Origin of the sequence: Neisseria sp. Marseille-Q2251 (assembly GCF_940793045.1) — a bacterium.
Classification (GTDB): Bacteria; Pseudomonadota; Gammaproteobacteria; order Burkholderiales; family Neisseriaceae; genus Neisseria.
Genome location: NZ_CALNWV010000014.1, coordinates 1 through 25,577 on the forward strand (window position 1 = coordinate 1; position 25,577 = coordinate 25,577).

The 25,577-nt window shown below is 53.1% G+C and carries 20 protein-coding genes and 1 pseudogene; 12 read left to right on the forward strand and 9 right to left on the reverse strand.

Going from position 1 to position 25,577, the window contains the following annotated elements:
- Positions 1-158: 158 nt before the first annotated feature.
- Positions 159-2,789, reverse strand: a complete 2,631-nt coding sequence (gene leuS, locus AAG834_RS06760; RefSeq protein WP_342031656.1) for a leucine--tRNA ligase — start codon at positions 2,787-2,789, stop codon at positions 159-161.
- Between the two features lie 360 nt (positions 2,790-3,149).
- Here leuS and dnaJ point away from each other — a divergent pair, with 360 nt between their 5' ends.
- Both dnaJ and AAG834_RS06770 read left to right on the forward strand, forming a co-directional pair.
- The gene (gene dnaJ, locus AAG834_RS06765; RefSeq protein ID WP_342031657.1) at positions 3,150-4,283 is read left to right on the forward strand and encodes a molecular chaperone DnaJ; all 1,134 of its coding nucleotides are present in this window, start codon (positions 3,150-3,152) and stop codon (positions 4,281-4,283) included.
- A gap of 131 nt (positions 4,284-4,414) precedes the next feature.
- Positions 4,415-6,430, forward strand: coding sequence for a prolyl oligopeptidase family serine peptidase (locus AAG834_RS06770; RefSeq protein WP_342031658.1), 2,016 nt, complete (start codon positions 4,415-4,417; stop codon positions 6,428-6,430).
- Positions 6,431-6,495: 65 nt separating this feature from the next.
- Here the strand turns inward: AAG834_RS06770 and AAG834_RS06775 are convergent, their stop codons facing one another.
- Positions 6,496-6,729 (reverse strand): helix-turn-helix domain-containing protein, encoded by a 234-nt coding sequence (locus AAG834_RS06775; protein WP_342031659.1) that lies wholly within the window; start codon positions 6,727-6,729, stop codon positions 6,496-6,498.
- A gap of 106 nt (positions 6,730-6,835) precedes the next feature.
- Here AAG834_RS06775 and AAG834_RS06780 point away from each other — a divergent pair, with 106 nt between their 5' ends.
- The 5 genes from AAG834_RS06780 (at position 6,836) to fabF (ending at position 12,806) form a co-directional block, all read left to right on the forward strand.
- Positions 6,836-8,326, forward strand: coding sequence for a hypothetical protein (locus AAG834_RS06780; RefSeq protein ID WP_342031660.1), 1,491 nt, complete (start codon positions 6,836-6,838; stop codon positions 8,324-8,326).
- A gap of 182 nt (positions 8,327-8,508) precedes the next feature.
- Positions 8,509-9,486, forward strand: coding sequence for a siderophore ABC transporter substrate-binding protein (locus AAG834_RS06785; RefSeq protein ID WP_342031661.1), 978 nt, complete (start codon positions 8,509-8,511; stop codon positions 9,484-9,486).
- A gap of 1,057 nt (positions 9,487-10,543) precedes the next feature.
- Positions 10,544-10,909 carry a cupin domain-containing protein gene (locus AAG834_RS06790; protein ID WP_342031662.1) on the forward strand — a complete coding sequence of 122 codons (366 nt, stop codon included), beginning with the start codon at positions 10,544-10,546 and terminating at the stop codon, positions 10,907-10,909.
- A 237-nt stretch (positions 10,910-11,146) separates the two neighbouring features.
- The gene (gene acpP / locus AAG834_RS06795; protein ID WP_003742600.1) at positions 11,147-11,383 is read left to right on the forward strand and encodes an acyl carrier protein; all 237 of its coding nucleotides are present in this window, start codon (positions 11,147-11,149) and stop codon (positions 11,381-11,383) included.
- Positions 11,384-11,558: 175 nt separating this feature from the next.
- A complete protein-coding gene (gene fabF, locus AAG834_RS06800) occupies positions 11,559-12,806 on the forward strand; it encodes a beta-ketoacyl-ACP synthase II (RefSeq protein WP_003768942.1) in 1,248 nt (415 codons plus the stop codon).
- A 333-nt stretch (positions 12,807-13,139) separates the two neighbouring features.
- Here the strand turns inward: fabF and AAG834_RS06805 are convergent, their stop codons facing one another.
- Positions 13,140-13,997 carry a ParB/RepB/Spo0J family partition protein gene (locus tag AAG834_RS06805; protein WP_107813839.1) on the reverse strand — a complete coding sequence of 286 codons (858 nt, stop codon included), beginning with the start codon at positions 13,995-13,997 and terminating at the stop codon, positions 13,140-13,142.
- Between the two features lie 159 nt (positions 13,998-14,156).
- Between AAG834_RS06805 and AAG834_RS06810 the strand changes: the two genes are divergently transcribed.
- From AAG834_RS06810 to AAG834_RS06820, 3 genes are all read left to right on the forward strand, one after another.
- Positions 14,157-14,735, forward strand: coding sequence for a UbiX family flavin prenyltransferase (locus AAG834_RS06810; protein WP_342031663.1), 579 nt, complete (start codon positions 14,157-14,159; stop codon positions 14,733-14,735).
- Between the two features lie 202 nt (positions 14,736-14,937).
- Positions 14,938-17,328, forward strand: coding sequence for a DNA topoisomerase (ATP-hydrolyzing) subunit B (gyrB, locus tag AAG834_RS06815; RefSeq protein WP_070454985.1), 2,391 nt, complete (start codon positions 14,938-14,940; stop codon positions 17,326-17,328).
- Between the two features lie 329 nt (positions 17,329-17,657).
- The gene (locus tag AAG834_RS06820; RefSeq protein ID WP_342031664.1) at positions 17,658-18,608 is read left to right on the forward strand and encodes a DUF2167 domain-containing protein; all 951 of its coding nucleotides are present in this window, start codon (positions 17,658-17,660) and stop codon (positions 18,606-18,608) included.
- 56 nt (positions 18,609-18,664) lie between these two features.
- On the opposite strand, the gene gltX is transcribed toward AAG834_RS06820, so the two are convergent.
- Entirely contained in the window at positions 18,665-20,059 is a 1,395-nt protein-coding gene (gltX, locus tag AAG834_RS06825) for a glutamate--tRNA ligase (protein ID WP_342031665.1), read from the reverse strand.
- Between the two features lie 159 nt (positions 20,060-20,218).
- Between gltX and AAG834_RS06830 the strand changes: the two genes are divergently transcribed.
- Positions 20,219-21,313: an ABC transporter substrate-binding protein gene (locus tag AAG834_RS06830; protein ID WP_342031666.1), complete on the forward strand. Its 1,095-nt coding sequence runs from the start codon at positions 20,219-20,221 to the stop codon at positions 21,311-21,313.
- 29 nt (positions 21,314-21,342) lie between these two features.
- Here the strand turns inward: AAG834_RS06830 and AAG834_RS06835 are convergent.
- The 3 genes and pseudogenes from AAG834_RS06835 to arsC form a co-directional block, all read right to left on the reverse strand.
- Positions 21,343-21,594, reverse strand: a pseudogene (locus tag AAG834_RS06835) (glutamate--tRNA ligase family protein); the annotation flags it as partial.
- A 110-nt stretch (positions 21,595-21,704) separates the two neighbouring features.
- Entirely contained in the window at positions 21,705-22,376 is a 672-nt protein-coding gene (locus tag AAG834_RS06840) for a YdcF family protein (RefSeq protein ID WP_342031667.1), read from the reverse strand.
- A gap of 22 nt (positions 22,377-22,398) precedes the next feature.
- Positions 22,399-22,758, reverse strand: coding sequence for an arsenate reductase (glutaredoxin) (gene arsC / locus AAG834_RS06845; RefSeq protein ID WP_342031668.1), 360 nt, complete (start codon positions 22,756-22,758; stop codon positions 22,399-22,401).
- Between the two features lie 188 nt (positions 22,759-22,946).
- On the opposite strand from arsC, the gene AAG834_RS06850 reads away from it, so the two are divergent.
- Entirely contained in the window at positions 22,947-23,429 is a 483-nt protein-coding gene (locus AAG834_RS06850; RefSeq protein WP_003775962.1) for a TlpA disulfide reductase family protein, read from the forward strand.
- Positions 23,430-23,518: 89 nt separating this feature from the next.
- On the opposite strand, the gene prfB is transcribed toward AAG834_RS06850, so the two are convergent.
- Together prfB and AAG834_RS06860 are read right to left on the reverse strand one after the other, a co-directional pair.
- Positions 23,519-24,622, reverse strand: coding sequence for a peptide chain release factor 2 (prfB, locus tag AAG834_RS06855; RefSeq protein ID WP_003743167.1), 1,104 nt, complete (start codon positions 24,620-24,622; stop codon positions 23,519-23,521).
- A gap of 179 nt (positions 24,623-24,801) precedes the next feature.
- Positions 24,802-25,470, reverse strand: coding sequence for an XAC2610-related protein (locus tag AAG834_RS06860; protein ID WP_342031669.1), 669 nt, complete (start codon positions 25,468-25,470; stop codon positions 24,802-24,804).
- Positions 25,471-25,577 lie beyond the last annotated feature (107 nt).

The window sequence follows — 25,577 nt, forward strand, 5'->3', positions numbered from 1 at the left end:
GCAGGTAGTGGAGTACGGCTTGGTATTTAAAGTGTAATGTATATTTGCTCATAAAAAAACTGCACCTTGGTGGTTGGAGGGTATGTGTCCAACTTTTGGGGTGCAGTTCAGTTTTCAGACGACCTTTTTTAATTACAGCAATCAATGCCGAATCGGCTTTACACCACGATGTTCACCAGTCTGCCCGGTACGACGATGATTTTCTTCGCAGGCTTGCCTTCCATGAATTTCACCGCGCCTTCGGTGGCGAGTGCGGCGGCTTCGAGGTCGGCTTTGGAGGCGTCGGCGGCGACGGTGATTTTGCCGCGCAGTTTGCCGTTGACTTGAACCATCACTTCGATTTCGGATTTGACCAAGGCGGCTTCGTCGACTGTCGGCCAGCCTGCTTCCCACAGTTTCGCGCTGTTCAATTCGCTCCACAGGGTTTCGCAGATGTGCGGCACGATGGGCCACAACAGGCGTACGGCGGTTTCCAATACTTCTTGGGCGACGGCGCGGCCTTGTTCGCCGCCGGTGTCGGTTTTGTCGTATTGGTTGAGCAGTTCCATCACGGCGGCGATGGCGGTGTTGAACTGCTGGCGGCGGCCGTAGTCGTCGCTGACTTTGGCGGTGGTGGAATGCAGTTTGTGGCGCAGGTCTTTGAGTTCTTTAGACAAACCGTCTTGGCTGCCTGCAAACGCTTTGACCGCGCCGCCTTGTTTCAGGTATTCGTAAACGGTACGCCACAGGCGGCGCAGGAAGCGGTGCGCGCCTTCGACGCCGCTGTCGCTCCATTCGAGGGACTGTTCGGGCGGTGCGGCGAACATCATGAACAGGCGGGCGGTGTCCGCGCCGTAGGCGTTAATCAGTTCTTGCGGATCGACGCCGTTATTTTTGGACTTGGACATTTTTTCCGTGCCGCTGATGACGACGGGCAGTCCGTCGGCTTTGAGGACGGCGGAAACTGGGCGGCCTTTGTCGTCGAAAGTCAGCTCGACATCGGCAGGGTTGATCCAGTCTTTGCTGCCTTTGTCGTTTTCGCGGTAGTAGGTTTCGCAGACGACCATGCCTTGAGTCAGCAGGCGTTCAAACGGTTCGTCAACATTAACCAAGCCTTCGTCGCGCATCAGTTTGGTGAAGAAGCGCGCGTATAAGAGGTGCAAAATCGCGTGTTCGATACCACCGATGTATTGGTCGACCGCGCCCCAGTATTTCGCGGCTTCAGCCGATACCATGCCTTCTGCGAACTTGGGCGACATGTAGCGGAAGAAATACCAGCTCGATTCCATGAAGGTGTCCATGGTGTCGGTTTCGCGTTTTGCCGCACCGCCGCAGCATGGGCAGGTGGTTTCGTAAAACTCGGGCATTTTTGCCAGCGGCGAACCCATGCCGTCGGGTACGACGTTTTCAGGCAGAACGACGGGCAGTTGGTCGGCAGGGACGGGGACGTCGCCGCATTTTTCGCAATGGACGATGGGAATCGGGCAGCCCCAATAGCGTTGGCGCGAAATACCCCAGTCGCGCAGGCGGTATTGGGTTTTCGGTTCGCCTGCGTCTTGGCTTTGCAGTTTGGTGGCGATGGCGTCGAAGGCCGTCTGAAAATTCATACCGTCCAAGTCGCCGCTGTTGACCAATACGCCGTTTTCTTTGTCGGCATACCATTCTTGCCATTGGTTTGCGTCAAATACGTTGTCGCCGACGGCAATGACTTGTTTTTTCGGCAGATTGTATTTGGTGGCAAACTCGAAATCGCGTTCGTCGTGCGCCGGAACCGCCATCACTGCGCCGTCGCCGTAGCCCCACAATACATAGTTGGCAATCCACACTTCCAGCTTGTCGCCGTTGAGCGGGTTGACGACGTAGCGGCCGGTCGGTACGCCTTTTTTCTCCATTGTCGCCATGTCGGCTTCGGCAACGGAACCCGCTTTGCATTCGGCGATAAATGCCTGCAATTCGGGTTTGTCGGCGGCTGCGGCGGTTGCCAGCGGATGCTCTGCGGCAACGGCAACATAAGTCGCGCCCATCAGCGTGTCGGGGCGGGTGGTATAAACTTGCAGGAATTTCGCGTAATCGCCTTCCAAGCCTTGTTTGCTGTCGTCTGAAACGGCGAAGCGCACGGTCATACCGCGTGATTTGCCGATCCAGTTGCGCTGCATGGTTTTGACTTGTTCCGGCCAGTGTTCCAGCTTGTCCAAATCGTTGAGCAGCTCTTCGGCGTAATCCGTGATTTTGAAGTAATACATCGGGATTTCGCGTTTTTCGATCAACGCGCCCGAACGCCAGCCGCGTCCGTCGATGACTTGCTCGTTGGCAAGGACGGTTTGGTCGACGGGGTCCCAGTTTACCGTGCCGTTTTTGCGATAGACGATGCCTTTTTCAAACAGCTTGGTAAACAGCCATTGTTCCCAGCGGTAGTATTCGGGTTTGCAGGTGGCGACTTCGCGTTCCCAGTCAATCGCAAAACCCAGGCTTTTGAGCTGGGTTTTCATGTATTCGATGTTGTCGTACGTCCAGGCGGCAGGGGCGACGTTGTTTTTCATCGCCGCGTTTTCCGCCGGCATGCCGAACGCGTCCCAACCCATAGGCTGCATGACGTTGAAGCCGTTTAAGCGTTTGAAGCGGCTCAATACGTCGCCGATGGTGTAGTTGCGCACATGCCCCATGTGCAGCTTGCCGCTGGGGTAGGGGAACATGGAGAGACAGTAGTATTTGGGTTTGGAAGCGTCTTCGGAGACGTTGAAAATACGGGCGTCATCCCATTTTTTCTGCGCCGCAGGCTCGATGGCGGCGGGCTGGTAATGTTCTTGCATGGTCATTCTGTTTTTCGCTTGAAAATGTGAGGGCGGGCTGACGATTCGATAACGGCGGTATTTTGTTCTATCGATTGCCGCCTTCTGCGTTAAAAATATGCGCAAGATGTCTAATCTTGCTGCATTTTTTGCCTTGAATCCGGCATTTCTGTGCCAAAATCCGGCCCGTTTCGAATCGCCCGTCCGCCCTGAGAAAAATAAAGGAGAGATTATAGCAGGTTGTCGGTAGGTCGGTTTGACAAAGGTCGTCTGAAACAGAACGGTATTTTTCAGACGACCTCACATTCAGACTCTTGAGTTTTCCCCACCCCACCCATATATCCGGTCTAGTTTTTACACATATCAACAACCATCACTATCATGAGCAACCAAGATTTTTATGTAACACTCGGCGTGGCGCGTGGTGCGAGCGACGACGAAATCAAAAAAGCCTACCGCAAGCTGGCGATGAAATACCACCCCGACCGCAATCCCGGCGACAAAGAGGCGGAAGAAAAATTTAAAGAAGTTCAAAAAGCCTACGACACCTTGTCCGACAAAGAAAAACGCGCCATGTATGACCAATACGGCCATGCTGCGTTTGAGCAGGGCATGGGCGGCGGCGCGGGCGGATTCGGTGGTTTTGGCGGATTCGGCGGCGCACAAGGCTTCGACTTTTCTGATATCTTCAGCCAAATGTTCGGAGGAGGAGGCGGCGGCCGTCAGCCAAATTATCAAGGCGCGGATTTGCAGGTCGGCGTCGAAATCACGCTGGAAGATGCCGCCAAAGGCATCAAAAAACGCATCAACATCCCAACCTACGAAGAATGCGATGTCTGCCACGGCAGCGGTGCAAAACCCGGTACGTCCGCATCAACTTGTTCGACCTGTCACGGCTCCGGTACGGTACACGTCCGCCAAGCCATTTTCCAAATGCAGCAGACCTGTCCGACCTGCCACGGCACAGGCAAGGAAATCAAAGACCCGTGCGTCAAATGCCGTGGCGAAGGCCGCACCAAAACCAGCAAAACCGTTGAAGTCAACATTCCCGCCGGTATCGACGACGGTCAACGCATCCGCTTGAGCGGCGAAGGCGAACCGGGTACGCACGGCGCGCCCGCAGGCGATTTGTACGTCAACGTCCGCGTCAAAGAACACAAAATCTTCGAGCGCAACGGCTTGGATTTGCATTGCGAGCTGCCCATCAGTTTCGCCGTCGCAGCCTTGGGCGGCGAAGTCGAAGCTCCGACCTTGGACGGCAAAGTCAAACTGAACATCCCGAAAGAAACGCAAACCGGCCGCCGTATGCGTGTCAAAGGCAAAGGCATCAAATCCCTGCGCTCCAGTGCGACGGGCGATTTGTACTGCCACGTTGTGGTGGAAACGCCGGTCAACCTGACCGACCGCCAGAAAGAGTTGCTGGAAGAGTTCGAAAAAATCTCCACCGGCCTCGACCGCAGCCAAACCCCGCGCAAAAAATCGTTTTGGGACAAAGTGGGCGAACTGTTTGACTGATTCGGATTTGAAAACAGTAAAAGGTCGTCTGAAAGCTGATATCGTCGGCTTTCAGACGACCTTTTCATCTGTCTGCAAGGCTTTCCCGTTATAATTCCCGCTTTCGCTATTTTTCAGACGGCCTCCCTTCTATGAAATCCTACCCCGATTCCTATCTCCATTTCGAAAACCTCGACGCCCCCGAAACGCAAAATTTAGCTGCTGAAGCGCATGCCGAAACGCGCAAGCGCTTTTTGGACAACGATAAAGCGCGCGCGCTGTCGGACGGGATTTTGGCGCAGATGCAGGACACGCGGCAGATTCCGTTTTGTCAGGAACACCGCGCACGGATGTACCATTTCCATCAGGACGCGGAGTATCCGAAAGGCGTGTACCGCGTGTGTACGGCGGCGACCTACCGTTCGGGCTATCCCGAGTGGAAAATCCTGTTTTCGGTGGCGGATTTCGACGGGCTGCTCGGCGACGATGTGTATCTGGGCGGGGTGTCGCACTTGGTGGAGCAGCCCAACCGCGCGCTGTTGACTTTGAGTAAGTCGGGCGGCGATACGGCTTATACGCTGGAAGTGGATTTGGAAGCGGGCGGGCTGGTCGAGGGCGGCTTTCATTTTCCGGCGGGGAAAAACCATGTGTCGTGGCGCGATGAAAACAGCGTGTGGGTGTGTCCGGCTTGGGACGAGCGGCAGTTGACCGAATCGGGCTATCCGCGCGAGGTCTGGCTGGTGGAGCGCGGCAAGAGTTTCGAGGAAAGCCTGCCGGTGTACCAAATCGGCGAAGACGGGATGATGGTGAACGCGTGGCGTTACCTCGATCCGCAGGGTTCGCCGATTGATTTGATTGAAGCGTCTGACGGTTTTTACACCAAGACGTATTTGCAGGTGTCGTCTGAAGGCGAGGCGAAGCCGTTGAACCTGCCCGCCGATTGCGACGTGGTCGGCTATCTGGCGGGACATCTTCTGCTGACGCTGCGCAAGGACTGGAACCGCGCGAACCAAAGCTATCCGAGCGGCGCGCTGGTGGCGGTGAAGCTGAATCGGGGCGAACTCGGGGCGGCGCAGCTTTTGTTTGCGCCCGATGAAACGCAGGCATTGGAAAGCGTGGAAACGACCAAGCGTTTTGTGGTGGCGAGCCTGCTGGAAAACGTACAGGGTCGTCTGAAAGCGTGGCGGTTTGCCGACGGCAAATGGCAGGAGGCCGAACTGCCGCGCCTGCCTTCGGGCGCGCTGGAAATGACTGACCAACCGTGGGGCGGCGATGTGGTTTACCTTGCCGCCAGCGATTTCACCACGCCGCTGACGCTGTTTGCGCTGGATTTGAACGTGATGGAACTGACCGTCATGCGCCGCCAGCCGCAGCAGTTTGTTTCAGACGGCATCGAAGTGCGGCAGTTTTGGGCGGTTTCGTCCGACGGCGAGCGCATCCCTTATTTCCACGTCGGCAAAAACGCCGCGCCCGACACGCCGACGCTGGTTTATGCCTACGGCGGTTTCGGCGTGCCCGAGCTGCCGCATTATTTGGGCAGCATCGGCAAATACTGGCTGGAAGAGGGTAACGCCTTCGTGTTGGCGAACATACGCGGCGGCGGCGAGTTCGGCCCGCGCTGGCATCAGGCGGCGCAGGGAATCAGCAAACACAAAAGCGTCGATGATTTGCTTGCCGTCGTGCGCGATTTGTCCGAACGCGGCATGAGTTCGCCCCAACACATCGGTTTGCAGGGCGGCAGCAACGGCGGCCTGATTACCGCCGCCGCCTTCGTGCGCGAGTCGCAAAGCATAGGCGCGCTGGTGTGCGAAGTGCCGCTGACCGACATGATCCGCTATCCGCTGCTCTCCGCCGGCGCAAGCTGGACGGACGAATACGGCAACCCGCAGAAATACGAAGTCTGCAAACGCTGGCTGGGCGAATTGTCGCCGTATCACAATCTTTCAGACGACGTGCCATACCCGCCCGCACTCATTACCACCAGCCTCAGCGACGACCGCGTCCATCCCGCCCACGCGCTCAAGTTCTACGCCAAACTGCGCGAAACCTCTGCGCAATCGTGGCTCTACACTCCGGACGGCGGCGGCCATACCGGCAACGGCACGCAACGCGAATCCGCCGACGAACTCGCCTGCGTGTTGCTGTTTTTGAAAGAATTTTTGGAGTAAGGGCGGGAGCGACACTGCTGCCGCGAATGAAAAAAGGTCGTCTGAAAGGGTGTTTCAGACGACCTTTAATATTGATTAATTTTATCTTCTACTGCTTCAATTAGTTCGGCAGCTGGACAATTTAATCCTTTAGCTAGTTTTAAAATCGTACTTAACGATGGCTGTTGCTGCCTCAATTCTAAGATGCTGATGTATACCCGTTGAAGATCAGATTCAAATGCAAGTTGCTCTTGTGTCAAACCTATCTCTTTCCGTTTCATTCTCAAGACATTACCAAAAATGATTGCTATCTGTTCCAAGTAAATCTCCTACAATTGTAGGAATTTCACCAGTGTGTTATGCTTTCGTCTTAATACAATAGTATGAATTTAGTAATTTAAAACAATTTATTTTGAGGGATACCTTGTGGAAAACGAAAAAAACTTAAAAACCGATCAAATAGCAGGCACAATTCTCGGAAATCTTCAATCTGCCGAAAATTTTGCTGACAATGTCGTATTAAATGCTGAACGTGGTCATGGATTTGCAGCAGAAAAAGCAAATCATTTATATGACTTATTTCATGGGGAAAATGCACAAATTATCGGCAGTGATAATGCAAAAAATGGTGCGGATCGGCTAGTCAATGGAGTTGAAATTCAAACCAAATTTTGCAACAGCGGCTCAAAATGTATCAGTGAATGTTTTGAAAATGGGAAATTCCGCTATTGGACAAAAGATGGAAATCCCATGCAAATTGAAGTACCGAAAGATTTTCACCATGCAGCCAAAGACGCCTTCATCGAGCGTGTTAAAAAAGGGCAGGTAATCGATATTTCAAATATGTCTCCTGAAGAAATTAAGAAAACTGCTGAGAATCTGGCCGATAAAACCATTAAAGAAAGCCCGTTTACCTATGCACAGGCGAGAAATATCGCAAAATTCGGGACAATCGAAAGCCTTACTTATGATGCTGCAAACGGAATAAAATTGGCAGGTACAAGTGCGGGTATCAGTTTTGTACTTTCTTTCGCCCAAGCTGTATGGGCTGGAGAAGATTTCAATCTTGCATTAAAAAATGCTTGTTATTCAGGAATTAAAGTAGGGGGAGTCGCATGGATTGGCAGTATTGCAACCGCCCAATTGGGACGTACCGCCACAGTTCAAGCATTAAGACCTGCGACAGACTGGATAATTGGTCAGATGGGCAATAGAACGGCAGCAGCCATCGCAAATACCGTCCGTATAGGAAGTAAACCGATTTATGGGGCTGCAGCGGCCAACAGTGCAAGTAAATTACTACGAGGAAATGTGGTAACGGGCGCAGTAACTGTAGCCGTACTATCATCTGTAGATTTTTACCGTATGTTTCAAGGAAGGGTTTCTGGGGCGCAGGTATTCAAAAATGTAACCAATACTGCGGCAGGAGTTGCCGGTGGTACTGCCGGATGGATGGGAGGTGCTGCCATTGGCGCATCAATAGGCAGTGCAGTCCCTATTGTTGGAACTGCTGTAGGCGGAATCATCGGAGGAATTTTAGGTTCTCTTGGTGGAGGTGCTGCCGCTGGAAAAGTGTCTTCTATGGCTATGAATGCAATGATTACAGATGATATGGAAAAAATGCAGGAAATTTTAGGCGGCGTTTTTTCTCAATTGGCTGAAGATTATATGCTGTCAGCAAAAGAAGCTGAAAATATCGCCGATAAATTAAAAGAAATACTTTCTGCAGATATACTGAGGGATATGTTTCAATCCAATAGCCGAAATTTATTTGCACAAAATCTGATTGAACCCCTTATCGTGGAAATAGTGAAGGCAAGACCACGAATTTTACTTGCTGACTTACCTACAAATGAACAAATTGCAGATGAAGTAGAAGAGATATTGGAGGAAAATTTAACATCATCGGAAGAGTAATTTATTTAATTGATTATGTTGTTTATAGGAAAAAGGCCGTCTGAAAGCGTATTTCAGACGGCCTTTCCCGTTTCGGGAATTTGTTTTGCCGTATCGGGAATTTTGCGTTTTGCGGCGTGGTTTCTGCAGATTATTTGTTTAATAATAAACATTCTTATTCGTATGCAAAGGAACCGCACACCGTGAAACCGCGTTTTTATTGGGCAGCCTGCGCCGTCCTGCTGGCCGCCTGTTCGCCCGAACCTGCCGCCGAAAAAACCGTATCCGCCGCATCCCAAGCCGCATCCACATCTGCCGCCACGCTGACCGTGCCGACCGCACGGGGCGATGCCGTTGTGCCGAAGAATCCCGAACGCGTCGCCGTGTACGACTGGGCGGCGTTGGATACGCTGACCGAGCTGGGCGTGGATGTGGGCGCAACCACCGCGCCGGTGCGCGTGGATTATTTGCAGCCTGCATTTGACAAGGCGGCAACGGTGGGGACGCTGTTCGAACCCGATTACGAAGCCCTGCACCGCTACAATCCGCAGCTTGTCATTACCGGCGGGCCGGGCGCGGAAGCGTATGAACAGTTGGCGAAAAACGCGACCACCATAGATCTGACGGTGGACAACGGCAATATCCGCACCAGCGGCGAAAAGCAGATGGAAACCCTGGCGCGGATTTTCGGCAAGGAAGCGCGCGCGGCGGAATTGAAGGCGCAGATTGACGCGCTGTTCGCCCAAACGCGCGAAGCCGCCAAAGGCAAAGGGCGCGGGCTGGTGCTGTCGGTTACGGGCAACAAGGTGTCCGCCTTCGGCACGCAGTCGCGGTTGGCAAGCTGGATACACGGCGACATCGGCCTGCCGCCCGTGGATGAATCTTTACGCAACGAGGGGCACGGACAGCCCGTTTCCTTCGAATACATCAAAGAGAAAAACCCCGATTGGATTTTCATCATCGACCGCACCGCCGCCATCGGGCAGGAAGGGCCGGCGGCTATGGAAGTGTTGGATAACGCGCTGGTACGCGGCACGAACGCTTGGAAGCGCAAGCAAATTATCGTCATGCCTGCCGCGAACTACATTGTCGCGGGCGGCGCGCGGCAGTTGATACAGGCGGCGGAACAGTTGAAGGCGGCGTTTGAAAAGGCAGAACCCGTTGCGGCGGGGAAAGAATAGGGGTCGTCTGAAAACGGAGCTGCAAAAAAAGCGGGGGTTTCTGCGAAGCTAAAGCGCGTTTTCAACGAATTGAAAAGCAGCCTGTATGTTGAAAATACCGCCCAAGCAAACCTGCGGTTCGCCGCCCTCTCCCTAGCCCTCTCTCACGGGAGAGGGGATTGGATTACAGGCTGTCTTTAAGGTTCAGGCAAATTTTCACTTCGTTGATGCTCTATTTTCAGACGACCTTTTGGAACACCACAGACACACGCATCGAGCGGCTGAATCAAAGATTCAGACCGATGGCAGCCCGCACCCGAGTTTATGCGGCAAACAGCGAGGCTACGGCAACCCGTCCCCTCTCCCTGTGGGAGAGGGTTAGGGAGAGGGCAGTAAGCCGTAGGCTTACATCAAAGCCGATAACGCTTTCACAAAGCCTGTGCACTGAAAACTGAAAGGTCGTCTGAAAACGGAGCTTCCGAAGGAAGCGGAGTTTCTGCGAAGCTAAAACGCGGTTTCAACGAAGCGAAAAGCAGCCTGCACGTTGGAAATACCGCTCAAGCAAACCTGCGGTTTGCCGCCCTCTCCCACGGGGCGAGGGGATTGGGTTGCAGGCTGCTTTTAGGGTTCAGGCAAATTTTCACTTCGTTGAAGCTCCGTTTTCAGACGACCTTTTGGAACACCGCAGGCACACGCATCGATCGGCAGAATAAAAGATTCGGACCGATGGCAGTCCGCACTTGAGTTTATGCGGCAAACAGCGAGGCTACGGCAACCCTAACCCTCTCCCTGTGGGAGAGGGTTAGGGAGAGGGCAGTAAGCCGCAGGCTTGCATTCGGAACGAAACAAAAACCGCCGCACGGAGTCTAATCAAACCGGTTACGAAAACAAATAACGCAGCCATATTCCGCTTTCAGACGATCCAAACCGACCGAAACATATAGTGGATTAAAATAAAAATGAGACAAGACAGCAACGCCTGCTGTGTACAGCTAGAATACATAAGGGCGTTGGCAACGCCGTATCATTGCGATTTTAGTCCGCCATAAATTTTGTCTACAACCAAAGGAAAACCATCATGAAAAACATCAAAATCCAACTTTTCGCCATCCTCATCGGTCTCTCCGCCGCAGCCGCGCCCGCAGCAGAAACCGCCCAAGGCACGGGCAAAGTCTTTGAAGGCACCAACTACACCGTCATCCGCGAAACCCTGCCCAAAGGCAAGGAAATCCCCCGCCACAACCACCCCGGCCACACCCTGCTGGTTACCCAAACCAAAGGCAGCTCGGTATTTTTGTTTGACGGCGGAAAAAGGCAGGAATTGCGGCCGGGCAGCGTCCTGAAGGCGGACGGCAGCGAATATGTCGCCATCAAAATAACCGACGACAGCGAATTGGTGATTGTGCTGGTGAAGGACGCAGAGAACGGTCGGAACGGAAAATGACATCCGTAAAAGCCGGGGTGGGTTGCAAAAAAATACTAACCGTCTGACGACAAACAAAAACAAATTCCCGCTTGTAGGTTAAAATCAGGCTATGCTAATATGCACAACAACAGGTTTTTCCAGAATAATCTGTGTTAGAATGCAGACTTAGATGGAAAACTCTATCCGAACTCGGTACAATACCGACGAATTTATTTCTCTTAAACAACCCGCCGCAAGGCAAAAGGAACGACTGATATGTCAAACATCGAACAACAAGTTAAGAAAATTGTTGCTGAACAACTGGGCGTAAACGAAGCCGAAGTCAAAAACGAATCTTCCTTCCAAGACGACCTGGGTGCAGATTCTTTGGACACCGTAGAATTGGTTATGGCTTTGGAAGAAGCTTTCGGTTGCGAAATCCCCGATGAAGAAGCCGAAAAAATCACTACCGTACAACTGGCTATCGACTACATCAACGCCCACAACGGCTAATCGGCCGCACCAAACATCCCCAGCCTCTGCTGCGTTAGCGCAATAGAGGCTGTTACCTTATATATGTGGGGCAAAATCCGTTATAATAGCCGCCCGGAATCCGATTCCGAACCGCTATTATCATTTTCAGACGGCATCTTGCCGCATCCCACCGAAAACCAACAGCGAGATTATCATGAGTCAGAGAAGAGTAGTCATCACAGGCCTCGGCCAAGTATCACCGGTCGGCAACGACGTCGCCACCGCATGGAGCAACCTGCTCGCAGGCAAAAGCGGCATCGGCCGGATTACCCGCTTTGACGCATCCGATATCAACAGCCAAATCGCCGGCGAAGTGCGCGATTTCGACATCGGCCAATACATCAGCGCGAAAGAAGCCCGCCGCATGGACGTGTTCATCCACTACGGCATCGCCGCCGCGCTGCAAGCCATCAGCGATGCCGGTTTGGACGAATTGGAAAGCCTCGACAAAGACCGCGTCGGCGTGAATATCGGTTCCGGTATCGGCGGCCTGCCCAGCATCGAAGCTACCGGCAAAGCCGTTATAGAAGGCGGCGCGCGCAAAATCAACCCTTTTTTCATTCCCGGTTCGTTGATCAACCTGATTGCGGGTCATGTAACCATCCTCAAAGGCTACCGCGGCCCCAGCTACGGCATGGTTTCCGCCTGTACCACCGGCGCACACTCCATCGGCGACTCCGCCCGACTGATTAAATACGGCGACGCGGACGTGATGATTGCAGGCGGTGCCGAAGGCGCGATCAGCACTTTGGGCGTGGGCGGCTTTGCTGCCATGAAAGCACTTTCCACCCGCAACGACGATCCCGCCACCGCTTCCCGTCCGTGGGACAAAGGTCGCGACGGTTTCGTTATCGGCGAAGGCGCGGGCGTGCTGGTGTTGGAAGAGTTGGAGCACGCCAAAAAACGCGGCGCGAAAATCTACGCCGAAATCGTCGGCTTCGGCATGAGTTCCGATGCTTACCACATTACCGCTCCGAACGAAGAAGGCCCTGCGTTGGCAGTTACCCGCGCGCTGAAAGATGCCGGACTGAATCCCGAAGACGTTGATTACGTCAACGCACACGGCACGTCCACCCCGCTGGGAGATGCCAACGAAACCAAAGCGCTCAAACGCGCGCTGGGCGACCACGCCCGCAAAGTCATCGTCAACTCCACCAAATCCATGACCGGCCACTTGCTCGGCGCAGCAGGCGGCGTGGAAGCGTTGTACAGCGTGTTGGCGGTACACGAGCAAAAATCCCCGCCGACCATCAACATCTTCGAACAAGACATCGAAGCGGGCTGCGATTTGGATTACTGCGCCAACGAAGCGCGCGACGCGAAAATCGACGTTGCCATCTCCAACTCCTTCGGCTTCGGTGGTACCAACGGTACGCTGGTGTTCAAACGTTTCAAAGACTGATTGAAGCGGTTTGAAACAAGACAAAAGGTCGTCTGAAAACCTGAAACAAGGGTTTTCAGACGACCTTTTTCATGTTGGCAAGCATGGGACTTATAGTGGATTAACTTTAAATCAGGACAAGGCGACGAAGCCGCAGACAGTACAGATAGTACGGAACCGATTCACTTGGTGCTTCAGCACCTTAGAGAATCGTTCTCTTTGAGCTAAGGCGAGGCAACGCCGTACCGGTTTAAAGTTAATCCACTATATATTGAAAAAGCCGGGTTTCGCATCATGCAAAACACGGCTTGAAAAGTGGTCGAAAAGGCTTTTGGTCGATATCTGATTTTCGTCTTATGCCTGATAATCAATGCCCAACTGTTTCAGCAGATACTCAAATGTTTCCGGCGTATCGAAGTGGAGGACGATTTTGCCTTTTTTGTGATTGGTGGTTTTGACTTCCGCATTAACGCCCAGCCTTTCGGTCAAAACGTCGTTCAGACGACGTATATCGGGGCTGATGGTTTTTTTGATTTCCTGTTTGGCTTGATGGGCGATTTGGCTGCGGCGTTCGACTTCGCGTACCGACCAACCGTTTTTCACCGCTTTTTGCGCCAATTCGAGCTGCTCAACCACAGGCAGGGTCAGCAGGGCGCGGGCGTGCCCCATCTCAAGATGGCGGTGGTAGAGCATTTCTTGGACAGGCTCGGGCAGGCTCAACAGGCGCAGGCTGTTGGAAATGGCGCTGCGGCTTTTGCCGACTGCCTTAGCGATGGTTTCATGAGTCAGTCCGAACTCGTCGGCAAGGCGTTTCAAACCTTGCGCTTCTTCAATCGGGTTTAAGTTTTCGCGTTGCAGGTTTTCAATCAAACCCATTGCCAGCGCGGTTTCGTCGCTGATGGTTTTGATGACGACCGGAATCTCGGTCAGTCCGGCGAGCTGGGATGCGCGCCAGCGGCGTTCGCCGGCAATCAGTTCGTATTGGGAAAGGCCGTGTTCGCGCACGATGACCGGCTGGATAACGCCTTGCGCCTTAATCGAATCCGCCAATTCCTGTAAGGCTTCGTCGTCCATCTGTACCCGCGCCTGATAGCGGCCGGGTTGGATGTCGTTGATGGCGACGGTAGTCAGGCGGTCGCTGCTGCTGTTGTCCACGCCGTTGGAAATCAGGGAATCTAAACCGCGGCCCAAACCGCCTTTTGCTTTTGCCATATCGTGTCCCTTTCAGACGACCCTAAGAATGAAAAAACAGTATTCTATCGGATATTCGCGAGCGCCGACAATTTGTATTGCTGTGTTATTCCAAGTGGCGATTTTTACTATAATGAACCCCCTCGGTTATTTTTCAGACGACCCACAGAAAGATTATTTATGACCCGACGCCTGATTATCGGCATCAGCGGTGCCAGCGGTTTCCAATATGGTGTCAAAGCCTTACAGCTTTTGCGCGCACACGACGTCGAAACGCATTTGGTTGTTTCCAAAGGTGCAGAAATGACACGCGCTTTGGAAACAGACTACACCAAAGAAGAAGTCTATGCGCTCGCCGATATTGTGTATTCCGTCAACCACATCGGCGAACGTATTGCCAGTGGCTCGTTTAAAACGGACGGTATGTTGATTGCGCCTTGCTCCATGCGGACGCTGGCATCTGTCGCACACGGGTTCGGCGACAATCTGTTGACCCGCGCTGCCGATGTGGTCTTGAAAGAACGCCGGCGCTTAGTGTTGATGGTGCGTGAAGCGCCGTTAAACCTCGCCCATATTGAAAACATGCGCCGAGTGACCGAGATGGGCGGCATTATTTTCCCGCCCATCCCCGCTATGTATCAGCAGCCGCAAACCGTTGACGACATCATTACCCACAGCGTGGCACATGCCTTGGACATGTTCGACATCGAAACCGAAGGCGTGCCCAGATGGAACGGCGGACAAACTGAAGCAGGCTGAAGACGATACGGTTTGATAACGAAATTTTGCCGCTCCGAAGCCGCCGCAAACGTGCTAAGCCGCTGAATTATCCAGCAGAATCAGGTATAATAACGGTCTATTTCCGTCCATCGGACAGCTTGACCGTCCGGGTGGCGTGCTCAACTGTCGTTCAGACGACCTCAGCAGAAATTCTTTTAAAAAAATCTTACAGATAAAGACCATGACTGACCAAAAACACGAAGAATACGGCGCCGACAGCATACAAGTGCTGGAAGGCTTGGAAGCGGTACGCAAACGCCCCGGTATGTATATCGGCGACACGCAGGACGGCAGCGGCCTGCACCACATGGTGTTCGAAGTATTGGACAACGCCATCGACGAAGCACTGGCGGGACATTGCGACAAAATCACCGTAACCATCCATGCCGACAATTCCGTCAGCGTGGCCGACAACGGGCGCGGTATGCCCACCGGCATCCACCCGAAAGAAGGACGCTCCGCCGCCGAAGTCATCATGACCGTATTGCACGCGGGCGGCAAGTTCGACAACAACAGCTACAAAATCTCCGGCGGTCTGCACGGCGTGGGCGTGTCCGTCGTCAACGCGCTGTCCGACTGGGTAACGCTGACCATCTACCGCGACGGCAAAGAACACTTCGTCCGCTTCGTGCGCGGCGAAACCGAAGAGCCGTTGAAAGTTGTCGGCGATTCCGACAAAAAAGGTACGACCGTGCGCTTCCTCGCCAGCGCGGAAACCTTCGGCAACGTCGAATACAGCTTCGACATCCTCGCCAAACGCATCCGCGAACTTTCCTTCCTGAACAACGGCGTGGACATCGAATTGATTGACGAGCGCGACGGCAAACACGAAAGCTTCGCCCTTTCCGGCGGTGTGGCTGGGTTCGTGCAATACATGAACCGCAAAAAAACGCCGTTGCACGAAAAAATCTTCTACGCGTTTGGCGAGAAAGACGGCATGAGCGTCGAATGCGCGATGCAGTGGAACGACAGCTATCAGGAAAGCGTGCAGTGCTTCACCAACAACATCCCTCAGCGCGACGGCGGTACGCACTTGACCGCGTTACGCCAAGTGATGACGCGCACCATCAACAGCTACATTGAAGCCAACGAAGTCGCCAAAAAAGCCAAAGTTGAAACCGCCGGCGACGATATGCGCGAAGGTTTGACCTGCGTGTTGTCCGTCAAACTGCCCGACCCCAAATTCTCGTCGCAAACCAAAGACAAACTGGTTTCCAGCGAAATCGGCCCCGTCGTCAACGAAGTCATCAACCAAGCTTTGACCGACTTCCTCGAAGAAAATCCGAACGAAGCCAAAATCATAACCGGCAAAATCGTTGATGCCGCCCGCGCGCGCGAAGCCGCCCGCAAAGCCCGCGAAATCACCCGCCGCAAAGGCGTGATGGACGGCTTGGGGCTGCCCGGCAAACTCGCCGACTGCCAAGAAAAAGACCCCGCATTGTCAGAACTTTATCTGGTCGAGGGCGATTCCGCAGGCGGTTCCGCCAAACAAGGCCGCGACCGCAAATTCCAAGCCATTTTGCCGCTCAAAGGCAAAATCCTGAACGTCGAAAAAGCCCGTTTTGAAAAAATGCTTGCCAGCCAAGAGGTCGCCACCCTGATTACCGCGTTGGGCGCAGGCATCGGCAAAGAAGAGTTCAACCCCGAAAAACTGCGTTACCACCGCATCATCATCATGACCGATGCCGACGTGGACGGCGCGCACATCCGCACCCTGCTCCTGACCTTCTTCTACCGCCAAATGCCCGAACTGGTCGAACGCGGCTACATCTACATCGCCCAGCCGCCGCTCTACAAAGCCAAATACGGCAAGCAAGAGCGTTACCTCAAAGACGAACTGGAAAAAGACCAATGGCTGCTCGGCCTCGCTTTGGAAAAAGCCAAAATCGTTTCAGACGGCCGCACCATCGAAGGCGCAGAACTTGCCGATACCGCCAAACAATTCCTGTTGGCAAAAACCGTCATCGAACAGGAAAGCCGCTTCGTGGACGAACTCGTCCTGCGCGCCATGCTGCACGCGTCGCCCGTCGATTTGACGTCGTCTGAAAACGCCGATAAAGCCGTTGCCGAACTTTCCGGCTTGCTCGACGAAAAAGAAGTCGCCCTCGAACGCATCGAAGGGCACGAAGGCAACCGCTTCATCAAAATCACCCGCAAGCTGCACGGCAACGTCATGGTCAGCTACATCGAACCCAAGTTCCTCAACAGCAAAGCCTACCAAACCCTCACCCAAACCGCCGCCGCGCTCAAAGGCTTGGTCGGCGAGGGCGCCAAGCTCTACAAAGGCGAGAACGAGTACGACGTGGACAGCTTTGAAACCGCGCTGAACATCCTGCTCCAAAACGCCCAAAAAGGCATGTCCATCCAGCGATACAAAGGTTTGGGCGAAATGAACCCCGAACAGCTTTGGGAAACCACGATGGATCCCGCCGTGCGCCGTCTGTTGAAAGTGCGCATCGAAGACGCCATCGCCGCCGACGAAGTATTCGTTACCCTGATGGGCGACGAAGTCGAACCGCGCCGCGCCTTCATCGAAAACAACGCACTTATTGCGCAAAACATTGACGCTTGATAGGAACTGAAACATGAAAAGGTCGTCTGAAAATTGGGATTTCCGGTTTTCAGACGACCTTTTTGATTGGCGGGAACGGTCGCGGCGTGATACTGCGAAAATGCTCGAAATGTTCGTCCAGTCAGTCCGGTAAGCCGACGAAAACGCTGCCTATACCTTTGGGTAGTAAATTGCTGCCAATCGGAAAATTTATCTGCATTTTTTTCAAACCATAGGCATATTAATATGCAAGCATAGGTTTGTTTATTGCAAACCTCCTCCTTTGGTCATGCCGGAGCGTATGGTGTTTCGGCTGTCCGCATTTTTTAACTCATTTTTATGGAAACCCCATGATGAAAAGCAACCGTCTCGCCTGCGCTGTTTTGGCAGCCTTGTTATCCCTCCAAACCTTGCCTGCGTATGCCGCCAAACCGGATACTGCTTCAGCTGTCGAAGCATCTGCGCCAAACTCGAAAAATGCTTCAACTGTTTCAGAGGACGAGATCGCCAAACAAACAATCACCGGCCCGGCAGTTATCGACTTGGGCAACCAGGCAAAACTAAAACTGCCCGCCCAAATGGTCTTTATTAAAAAAGATGCCGCCAATAGCTTGATGGAAGAATGGGGTAATGGCACAAATCCCGACCGCTATGGGCTTATTATTCCGGAGCAAAAAAATAAAGATAGCGCAGCCCCTTGGTGGGTCGATTTGAATTTCAATGATTCAGGTTACATCAAAGACGACGATGCCAAAGAATGGGATGTCGAAGGCATGCTCAAGCAGCTGAAAGAAGGTTCTGAGGAGCAAAACAAAGAACGTGCTGCCCGCAACCTGCCTGAATTGGAAACGCGCGGCTGGGTGGAAAAACCGCAATATGATGCGGCTACCCACCGCCTGATTTGGTCGATTGACGTTTGGGAGAAAAACAAACCCGACCAAAATCCTGCCATCAACTACAACACTTACCAGCTCGGCCGCGAAGGTTTTATCGAACTGACCATGGTTACCGATTTGAACAGCGTAGACCAATACAAACCTATCGCACGGGAATTATTGGGCAATATCGAATTCAACGAAGGCAAGCGTTACAGCGATTTCAATGCCGCGACCGACAAAGTGGCGGAATACGGATTGGCTGCCTTAGTCGGCGGATTGGCTGCGAAAAAACTGGGCTTGTTGGCCCTTGCAGGCGCATTACTTGCCAAATTCGGCAAATTGATTGCTGTCGGCGTGATTGGGGCAGGCGCGCTGTTTAAAGGCTTATGGCGCAAAAAAGATAAAAACCAAAGCGAAGAATAAGTCCCTGAGAAACCAAAAAGGTCGTCTGAAAATTTTCAGACGACCTTTTCAATGCTTTAAGAACGTATCCGTTTCAACACTTCTTCCTTGCCGATTAATGCCAACACGGCATCGACGCTGGGTGTTTTCGCCGTGCCGCAGACGGCGAGGCGCAGGGGCATGCCGAGTTTGCCCATTTTGATGCCTTCTTCATCGCAGAAAGGTTTGAACAGGTCGTGGATGGCTTCGGCGTTCCAGTCTTCCAACCCTTCGAGGTGTTCGGCGAAGCGCAGCATACGGGCGGCGGCTTCGTCGTCCCAATGTTTCTGCACGTCCGCTTCGGCGGGCGTTTGTTTGACGTAGAAGTAGAGGCACTCGTCAGCGAGGGTGTTCAGGTCTTGGGCGCGGTCTTTGACCAGTGCCAACACGTCTTCCAACGCGGGTTTTGCCGTGTCGTAAATATCGCGCAGGGCGAGGCGGGGCTTGATGAGTTCGGCGAGTTTTTCGTTGGCGGTGATTTTGATGTGTTCGCCGTTGATCCAGTAGAGTTTCTTCAAGTCCATGCGGCTTGGAGACGGGGAAACGTCTTTCAAATCAAACCATTCGATGAATTGTTCCATCGTGAAGAACTCGTCGTCGCCGTGCGCCCAACCCAAACGCGCCAGATAGTTGAGCATGGCTTCGGGCAGGATGCCCATCGCGCCGAAGTCGGTGATGGCGACGGTATCGCCGCTGCGTTTGGAGATTTTTTTGCCTTGTTCGTTGAGAATCATGGGCAGGTGGCCGTATTCTGGCAGGTTTGCGCCGATGGCTTTTAAGATGTTGATTTGTTTCGGGGTGTTGTTCACATGGTCGTCACCGCGGATAACGTGGGTAACACCCATGTCGTAGTCGTCCACCACGACGCAGAAGTTGTAGGTCGGCGTGCCGTCGGCGCGGGCGATAATCAGGTCGTCGAGTGCTTCGTTGGGAATGGAAATTTCGCCTTTGACCAAGTCTGTCCATTGAGTCACGCCGTCTAAAGGCGTTTTGAAGCGGACGACGGGTTGCACGTCGGCAGGGATTTCGGGCAGGGTTTTGCCTTCTTCCGGACGCCAGCGGCGGTCGTAAGTTGCCGTGCCTTCTTTTTCGGCTTTCTCGCGCATGGCTTCCAGCTCTTCTTTGCTGCAATAGCAGTAGTAGGCGGCGCCTTTTTCCAAGAGTTCGGCGATGACTTCTTTATAGCGGTCGAAACGGCGGGTTTGGTACACGACGTTGTCGGCGTTGTCGTAGTTCAGGCCGACCCATTTCATGCCGTCGAGGATGATGTTGACGGATTCGGCAGTAGAGCGAGCCAAGTCGGTGTCTTCGATACGCAATAGGAACTCGCCTTTATGATGGCGGGCAAACGCCCATGAAAACAAGGCGGTGCGCACGCCGCCGATGTGTAAGTAGCCGGTGGGGCTGGGGGCGAAACGGGTTTTGACGGTCATGATGGCTCCAAAGTCTTTGAAAACAGGTATTTTACTTTTTTGGCAAGGTTTAAACAATGTAAGGCCGTCTGAAAATAATGTCGGCGCAGAAGGACCGTCTGGGAACTTTTCTCCTGAAAACAAGACAAATGATAATCATTTCTTTGAAAGTATCCGCTCATGAACAAACGCGCTTTATTTGCCGCCCTCGCCCTCCTGCCCCTTTTTGCCCAAGCCGAAATCATAACTATCAAAGACGTATTGGGACGCGAAGTCAAAGTCGATGTCCCTGTCAAACGCGCGGTTTTGGCGTTTTACTATCCCGACTATATCGCGGTAACGGGCGCGGACAAATTTAAAAACGTCATCGGCATTTCGCGTGAGTTTTGGGAGAAATTCAATCCCGGCAGCTGGGCGATGTTCAAACAGAAGCTGCCTACGCTGCAAAACATTGCGGACATCGGCAACATCAGCACCGGCACGTTTTCACTGGAGAAAACGCTCGCGCTCAAGCCGGACGTATTGATTCTGGCCGACTGGCAGTATAAGGCCATCGCCACCCACCTGCCGCGCATTAAAGCGGCAGGCATCCCCGTCGTCGTGGTCGATTTCAACGCCGAAACCGTCGCGCGGCACACGCGCAGTGCGGAAATTTTCGGCGAACTCAACGGTACGCAGGCGCGCGCCCAAAAAATTGCCGCCGAATACGCCCGAGGCATTGCCGATATCCAAAAACGCGTCGCGCGCGCCAAGCAGTCCAAACCGAAAATCTATATCGAGTTCGGCGACAAAGGCCCGTCCGAATACAGCTACACCTTCGGCAAAGATATGTGGGGCGCGATTGCCGACACAGCAGGCGGCAACAATATCGCCGCGCCTTACGTTAAAAACTGGGGACCGATAAACCCTGAAAAATTCCTGACGGCCAAACCCGACGTCATCGTCATTTCGGGGACGGAAAACGGCCATAAAGACAAGCCTGGCATTATGGCGATGGGTATAGGCATCAGCCAGGCCGATGCGCAACGCCGCCTGGCCGGATTTGTCAAACGCAAAGGCTGGGCAGACATTCCTGCCGTCAAAAACAAACGCGTTTACGGCATCTACCACACCGCCTCCCGCTCGATCGCCGATTTGGCCAGCGCGCAATTTATCGCCAAAACCCTGTATCCGCAGCAGTTTGCCGACATAGACCCAAACAAGACCTATCTGGACTTCTACCGCAAATACCTGCCCGTCGTGCCGGACGGTACGTTTTACATCCGATTGAAATAGCGGCTGCAAAAATCATAGGCTCAGGCCGTATAGCGGTCGAAACGGCGGGTTTGGTACACGACGTTGTCGGCGTTGTCGTAATCGAGACCGACCCATTTCATGCCGTCGAGGATGATGTTGACGGATTCGGCGGTAGAACGCACCAAGTCGGTGTCTTCTATACGCAATAAGAACTCGCCTTTATGATGGCGGGCAAACGCCCATGAAAACAAGGCGGTGCGTACGCCGCCGATGTGCAGGTAGCCGGTGGTGCTGGGGGCGAAACGGGTTTTGACGGTCATGATGGCTCCAGATTCTTTTAAAACGGGTATTTTACTGTTTTTAAACGGAATCGGACAATGAAAGGTCGTCTGAAAACCTCAAAATTCGGTTTTCAGACGACCTTTTTCATTTATTCGTCCTCTGTTTGACTCATCGTCAGCCAGTCCCAAAAGTTTTCGCTCCATTTGCCGATGCGGTAGAGGAAGAGGGCGTAGCTTTCTTGAAGCAGGAATTTGTTTTTTTCTTTGCCTTGGTCGAACCGCGTGGTCGGCGTGGCGGAAATGTAGGCTTCGATGTCGAGGTCGGAGGCGATTTCGAGGGCGCGGGCGAGGTGGTAGGGGTCGCTGACGATGATGATGCTCTCAATGCCTTCGGCGCGCAGTATCGGACGGATGTTGCGGATGTTTTCGTAGGTGTTGCGCGAGGTATTTTCAAAGATGATGTTGTGCGCAGGTATGCCTTGTTTGAGGGCGTAACGCCGACCGACTTCGGCTTCGGTCATGTAGCCTTTTTTGGATGTGCCGCCGGTGAAGACGATTTTTTCAACGCGGTGGCTTTGGTAGAGGGTGATGGCGTGGTTGATGCGTTCGCGGAAAACGGGCGAAGGCCGTTTGTCCCATGCGGCGGCGCCGAGTACGAGGGCGGCATCGGCGCGGACATGACGCGGCAGCGGCTGCGAGCCGGTGTGGTACACCTGCCATGCGCCAACGCCGAATATGCCGAGTATCAACAGGATACTCAGACCTATGCCGCGAAAGAGGTAGTAGCGCAAGCCGTTGCGGCTGCGAAACAGGGAAATCATGTAGGGACGGCCTTCCCGCGCTTCAGTCCAACAGGGCTTCGATGTTTTCGAGCGGTCTGCCGATGGCGGCCTTGTCCTGTGTGGTCAGGATGGGGCGTTCGAGCAGGGCAGGGTGGGCGGCGATGGCTTCGAGCAAGGCTTGGTTGTCGAGGTCGGGATTGTCCAAACCGAGTTCTTTGTACAAGTCGTCTTTGACACGCATCATGCCGCGTACGGACTCCAAGCCCAGTTTGGCAAAAATGTCTTTCAGTGTCGCCAAATCAGGCGGGGTGTCGAGGTATTTGACGACTTCGGCTTTGATGCCGTGCGCTTCGAGCAGGTCGAAAGCGGCACGTGATTTGCTGCAACGGGGATTGTGGTAGAGCGTGAATTCAGACGACATAGCGTTCTCCGATGTATATAGATTTTGCTGATGGGCTTTATTATCGGCTGCATTGGAGATTTACTCAACTTATCACCCGATAATCGTCATTTTTTACCGCTAAAATCCAACATCTTCATTTTCTCCATAGACAGCACGCTGAAAGGGGTTACAATGCCATCATCTGATTGATGCAAAGGATGGAACTTATGAAAAAATTATTGCTTGCCTCTGTTTTGATGACTGCCGCCCTGTCTGCCCCTGCATTTGCCGCCGACCCGCTGGCAGGCTGGAACGACAACAAGCCGCAAAGCCTGCAATCACTCAAAGCCCCTGTGCGCGTGGTGAACCTGTGGGCGACTTGGTGCGGTCCGTGCCGTAAGGAAATGCCCGCCATGTCCGCGTGGTACAAAGCGCAGAAAAAAGGCAGCGTCGATATGGTCGGCATCGCGTTGGATACTTCCGACAACATCGGCAAATTCCTGAAACAAACCCCCGTCAGCTATCATGTTTGGCGTTATACCGGCGCGGACAGCCGCAATTTCATGAAGTCTTACGGCAACAACGTCGGCGTATTGCCGTTCACCGTCGTCGAAGCCCCGAAATGCGGCTACAAACAAACCATCACCGGCGAAGTCAACGAAAAAAGCCTGACCGCCGCCGTCAATGCGGCTAAAGAAAAATGTAAATAATTCGGACTGAGGCTGAACTTAGAAAATCAAAAGGTCGTCTGAAAACCAGAAATCTCTGGTTTTCAGACGACCTTTTGATATTTTGAGGTTTACACGCCCTGTTTCAGGCTGGCTTCGATGAATCCGTCCAAATCGCCGTCCAATACGGCTTTAGTGTTGCCGACTTCGTAGCCTGTGCGCAAGTCTTTGATGCGTGAGGAGTCCAAGACGTATGAACGGATTTGGCTGCCCCAACCTACATCGGATTTGCCTTCTTCCAACGCCTGTTTCTCTTCGTTGCGTTTGCGCATTTCCAATTCATACAGTTTGGATTTCAACATTTCCATCGCAGCGGCTTTGTTGGCGTGTTGCGAACGGTCGTTTTGACACTGCACTACAATCCCCGTCGGCTCGTGGGTAATACGCACGGCGGAGTCGGTTTTATTGATGTGCTGACCGCCCGCGCCCGATGCGCGGTAGGTGTCGATACGCAAATCGGCGGGGTTGATTTCGATTTCGATGGAATCGTCGATTTCGGGGTACACGAACACGGATGAGAACGACGTATGGCGTTTGTTGTTCGAGTCAAACGGCGAGTAGCGCACCAGTCGGTGAACGCCGGTTTCCGTGCGCAGCAAGCCGTAGGCGTATTCGCCTTCAACGCGGATGGTGGCGCGGTTGATGCCCGCAATTTCGCCGTCGTCTTCTTCAAGGATTTCGATTTTGAAGCCTTTGCGCTCGGCGTAGCGGCTGTACATGCGGAACAGCATGCCCGCCCAGTCTTCCGCTTCCGTACCGCCCGCGCCTGCGGTGATGTCGATAAAGCAGTTGTTCGGGTCGGCGGGCTGGTTGAACATCCGTTTGAACTCCAAGTCCGCCATTTGTTTTTCCAGTCCCGCCACGTCTTCCTGCACGGCGGCGAAACCTTCTTCGTCGTTTTCTTCGACGGTCATTTCAATCAGCATACGGTTGTCTTCGATGCCCGACGCGATGTTGTCGAGCGTCAACACGATGCCTTCGAGGATTTTGCGCTCTTTGCCGATTTCTTGGGCGCGTTTCGGGTCGTTCCACAGCTCAGGGTCTTCGGAAAGGCCGATGACTTCTTCCAATCGGTCTTTCTTGCCCTGATAGTCCATATAGACGCGGATGTCTTCGCTGCGCTTTTCCAAATCGTTCAGGGTGTTGTTGAGCTGGTTGATTACTTCGGCTTCCATGATTCTTGTGTGCTTTCAAAATTTTAGGGGCGTATTGTAAGGGATTTGCGGGCTTTTTTCTATGATAAAGGTCGTCTGAAAACCTGAATCTCAAGTTTTCAGACGACCTTATATATTGGCATCTTTAGGTTCGCACCCTCCGCCAGCCATGTGGCGGATTCCTATCCGATCTGACCGGATTATTTATTCAGACGCTGCCATTGTGCGGGGGTGTAGGTTCGGGTAGTGGTTTTCTCGTTGCCACGACGGTCGGTTCGGGTTTCAGTTACCACGACCTTGTCCTCGTCAGAGGTATCGACTGAACGGGAGTAGAACGGCACCAGATTATACTCATCGGGGTTGTAACGATAGCGTTCTTCGATACGGGTGCAGCAGTCAACTTCGTTCGTCACAATCAGCGCTTTTTGTTTGTTGTCGACGCGGAACATCCCCATGTAATTCTTGGTCAATTCAGACAGTGAATAATTGGAGCTAAAATAACCATACTCGCCTTGCACGTAGATATCGTATGTAGGAGAGTCTTTAGGGCCCTTATTGCCGGTCGCAACGGCAATATCTTTGAGTCCGTCAAAGGTAAAGTCTTTCATAATCAAAGGGCTTTTTGCTGCAGAGATTTTGCTGCCTTCGCCGCGTTCAAATATCAGGTCGTCACTCTTAAAAACATTTGTGGTTTCCTGCTTAGGGTGATACAAAAACACCGCGCCTTTGCCGCCGCAATGATTGTCTTTGCAACTCTCGACAGAAATATGCGCCTGCCAGCCGTCGGGCAAATCAGTCACACGGAAAAATTCTTTTGCCTGAGCGCCAGCAGCAGCGAAAAGAGCAAATAGCATGAGGTATTTTTTCATCATAGTTCCTTTACGTTTAACCCCGACCGGGTAATCAAATCAAATTTATGCAGAAGAGTAACCCTCTTCATATCAGGCAGCAAGGGCAATTAAGCCAAACAGGTATT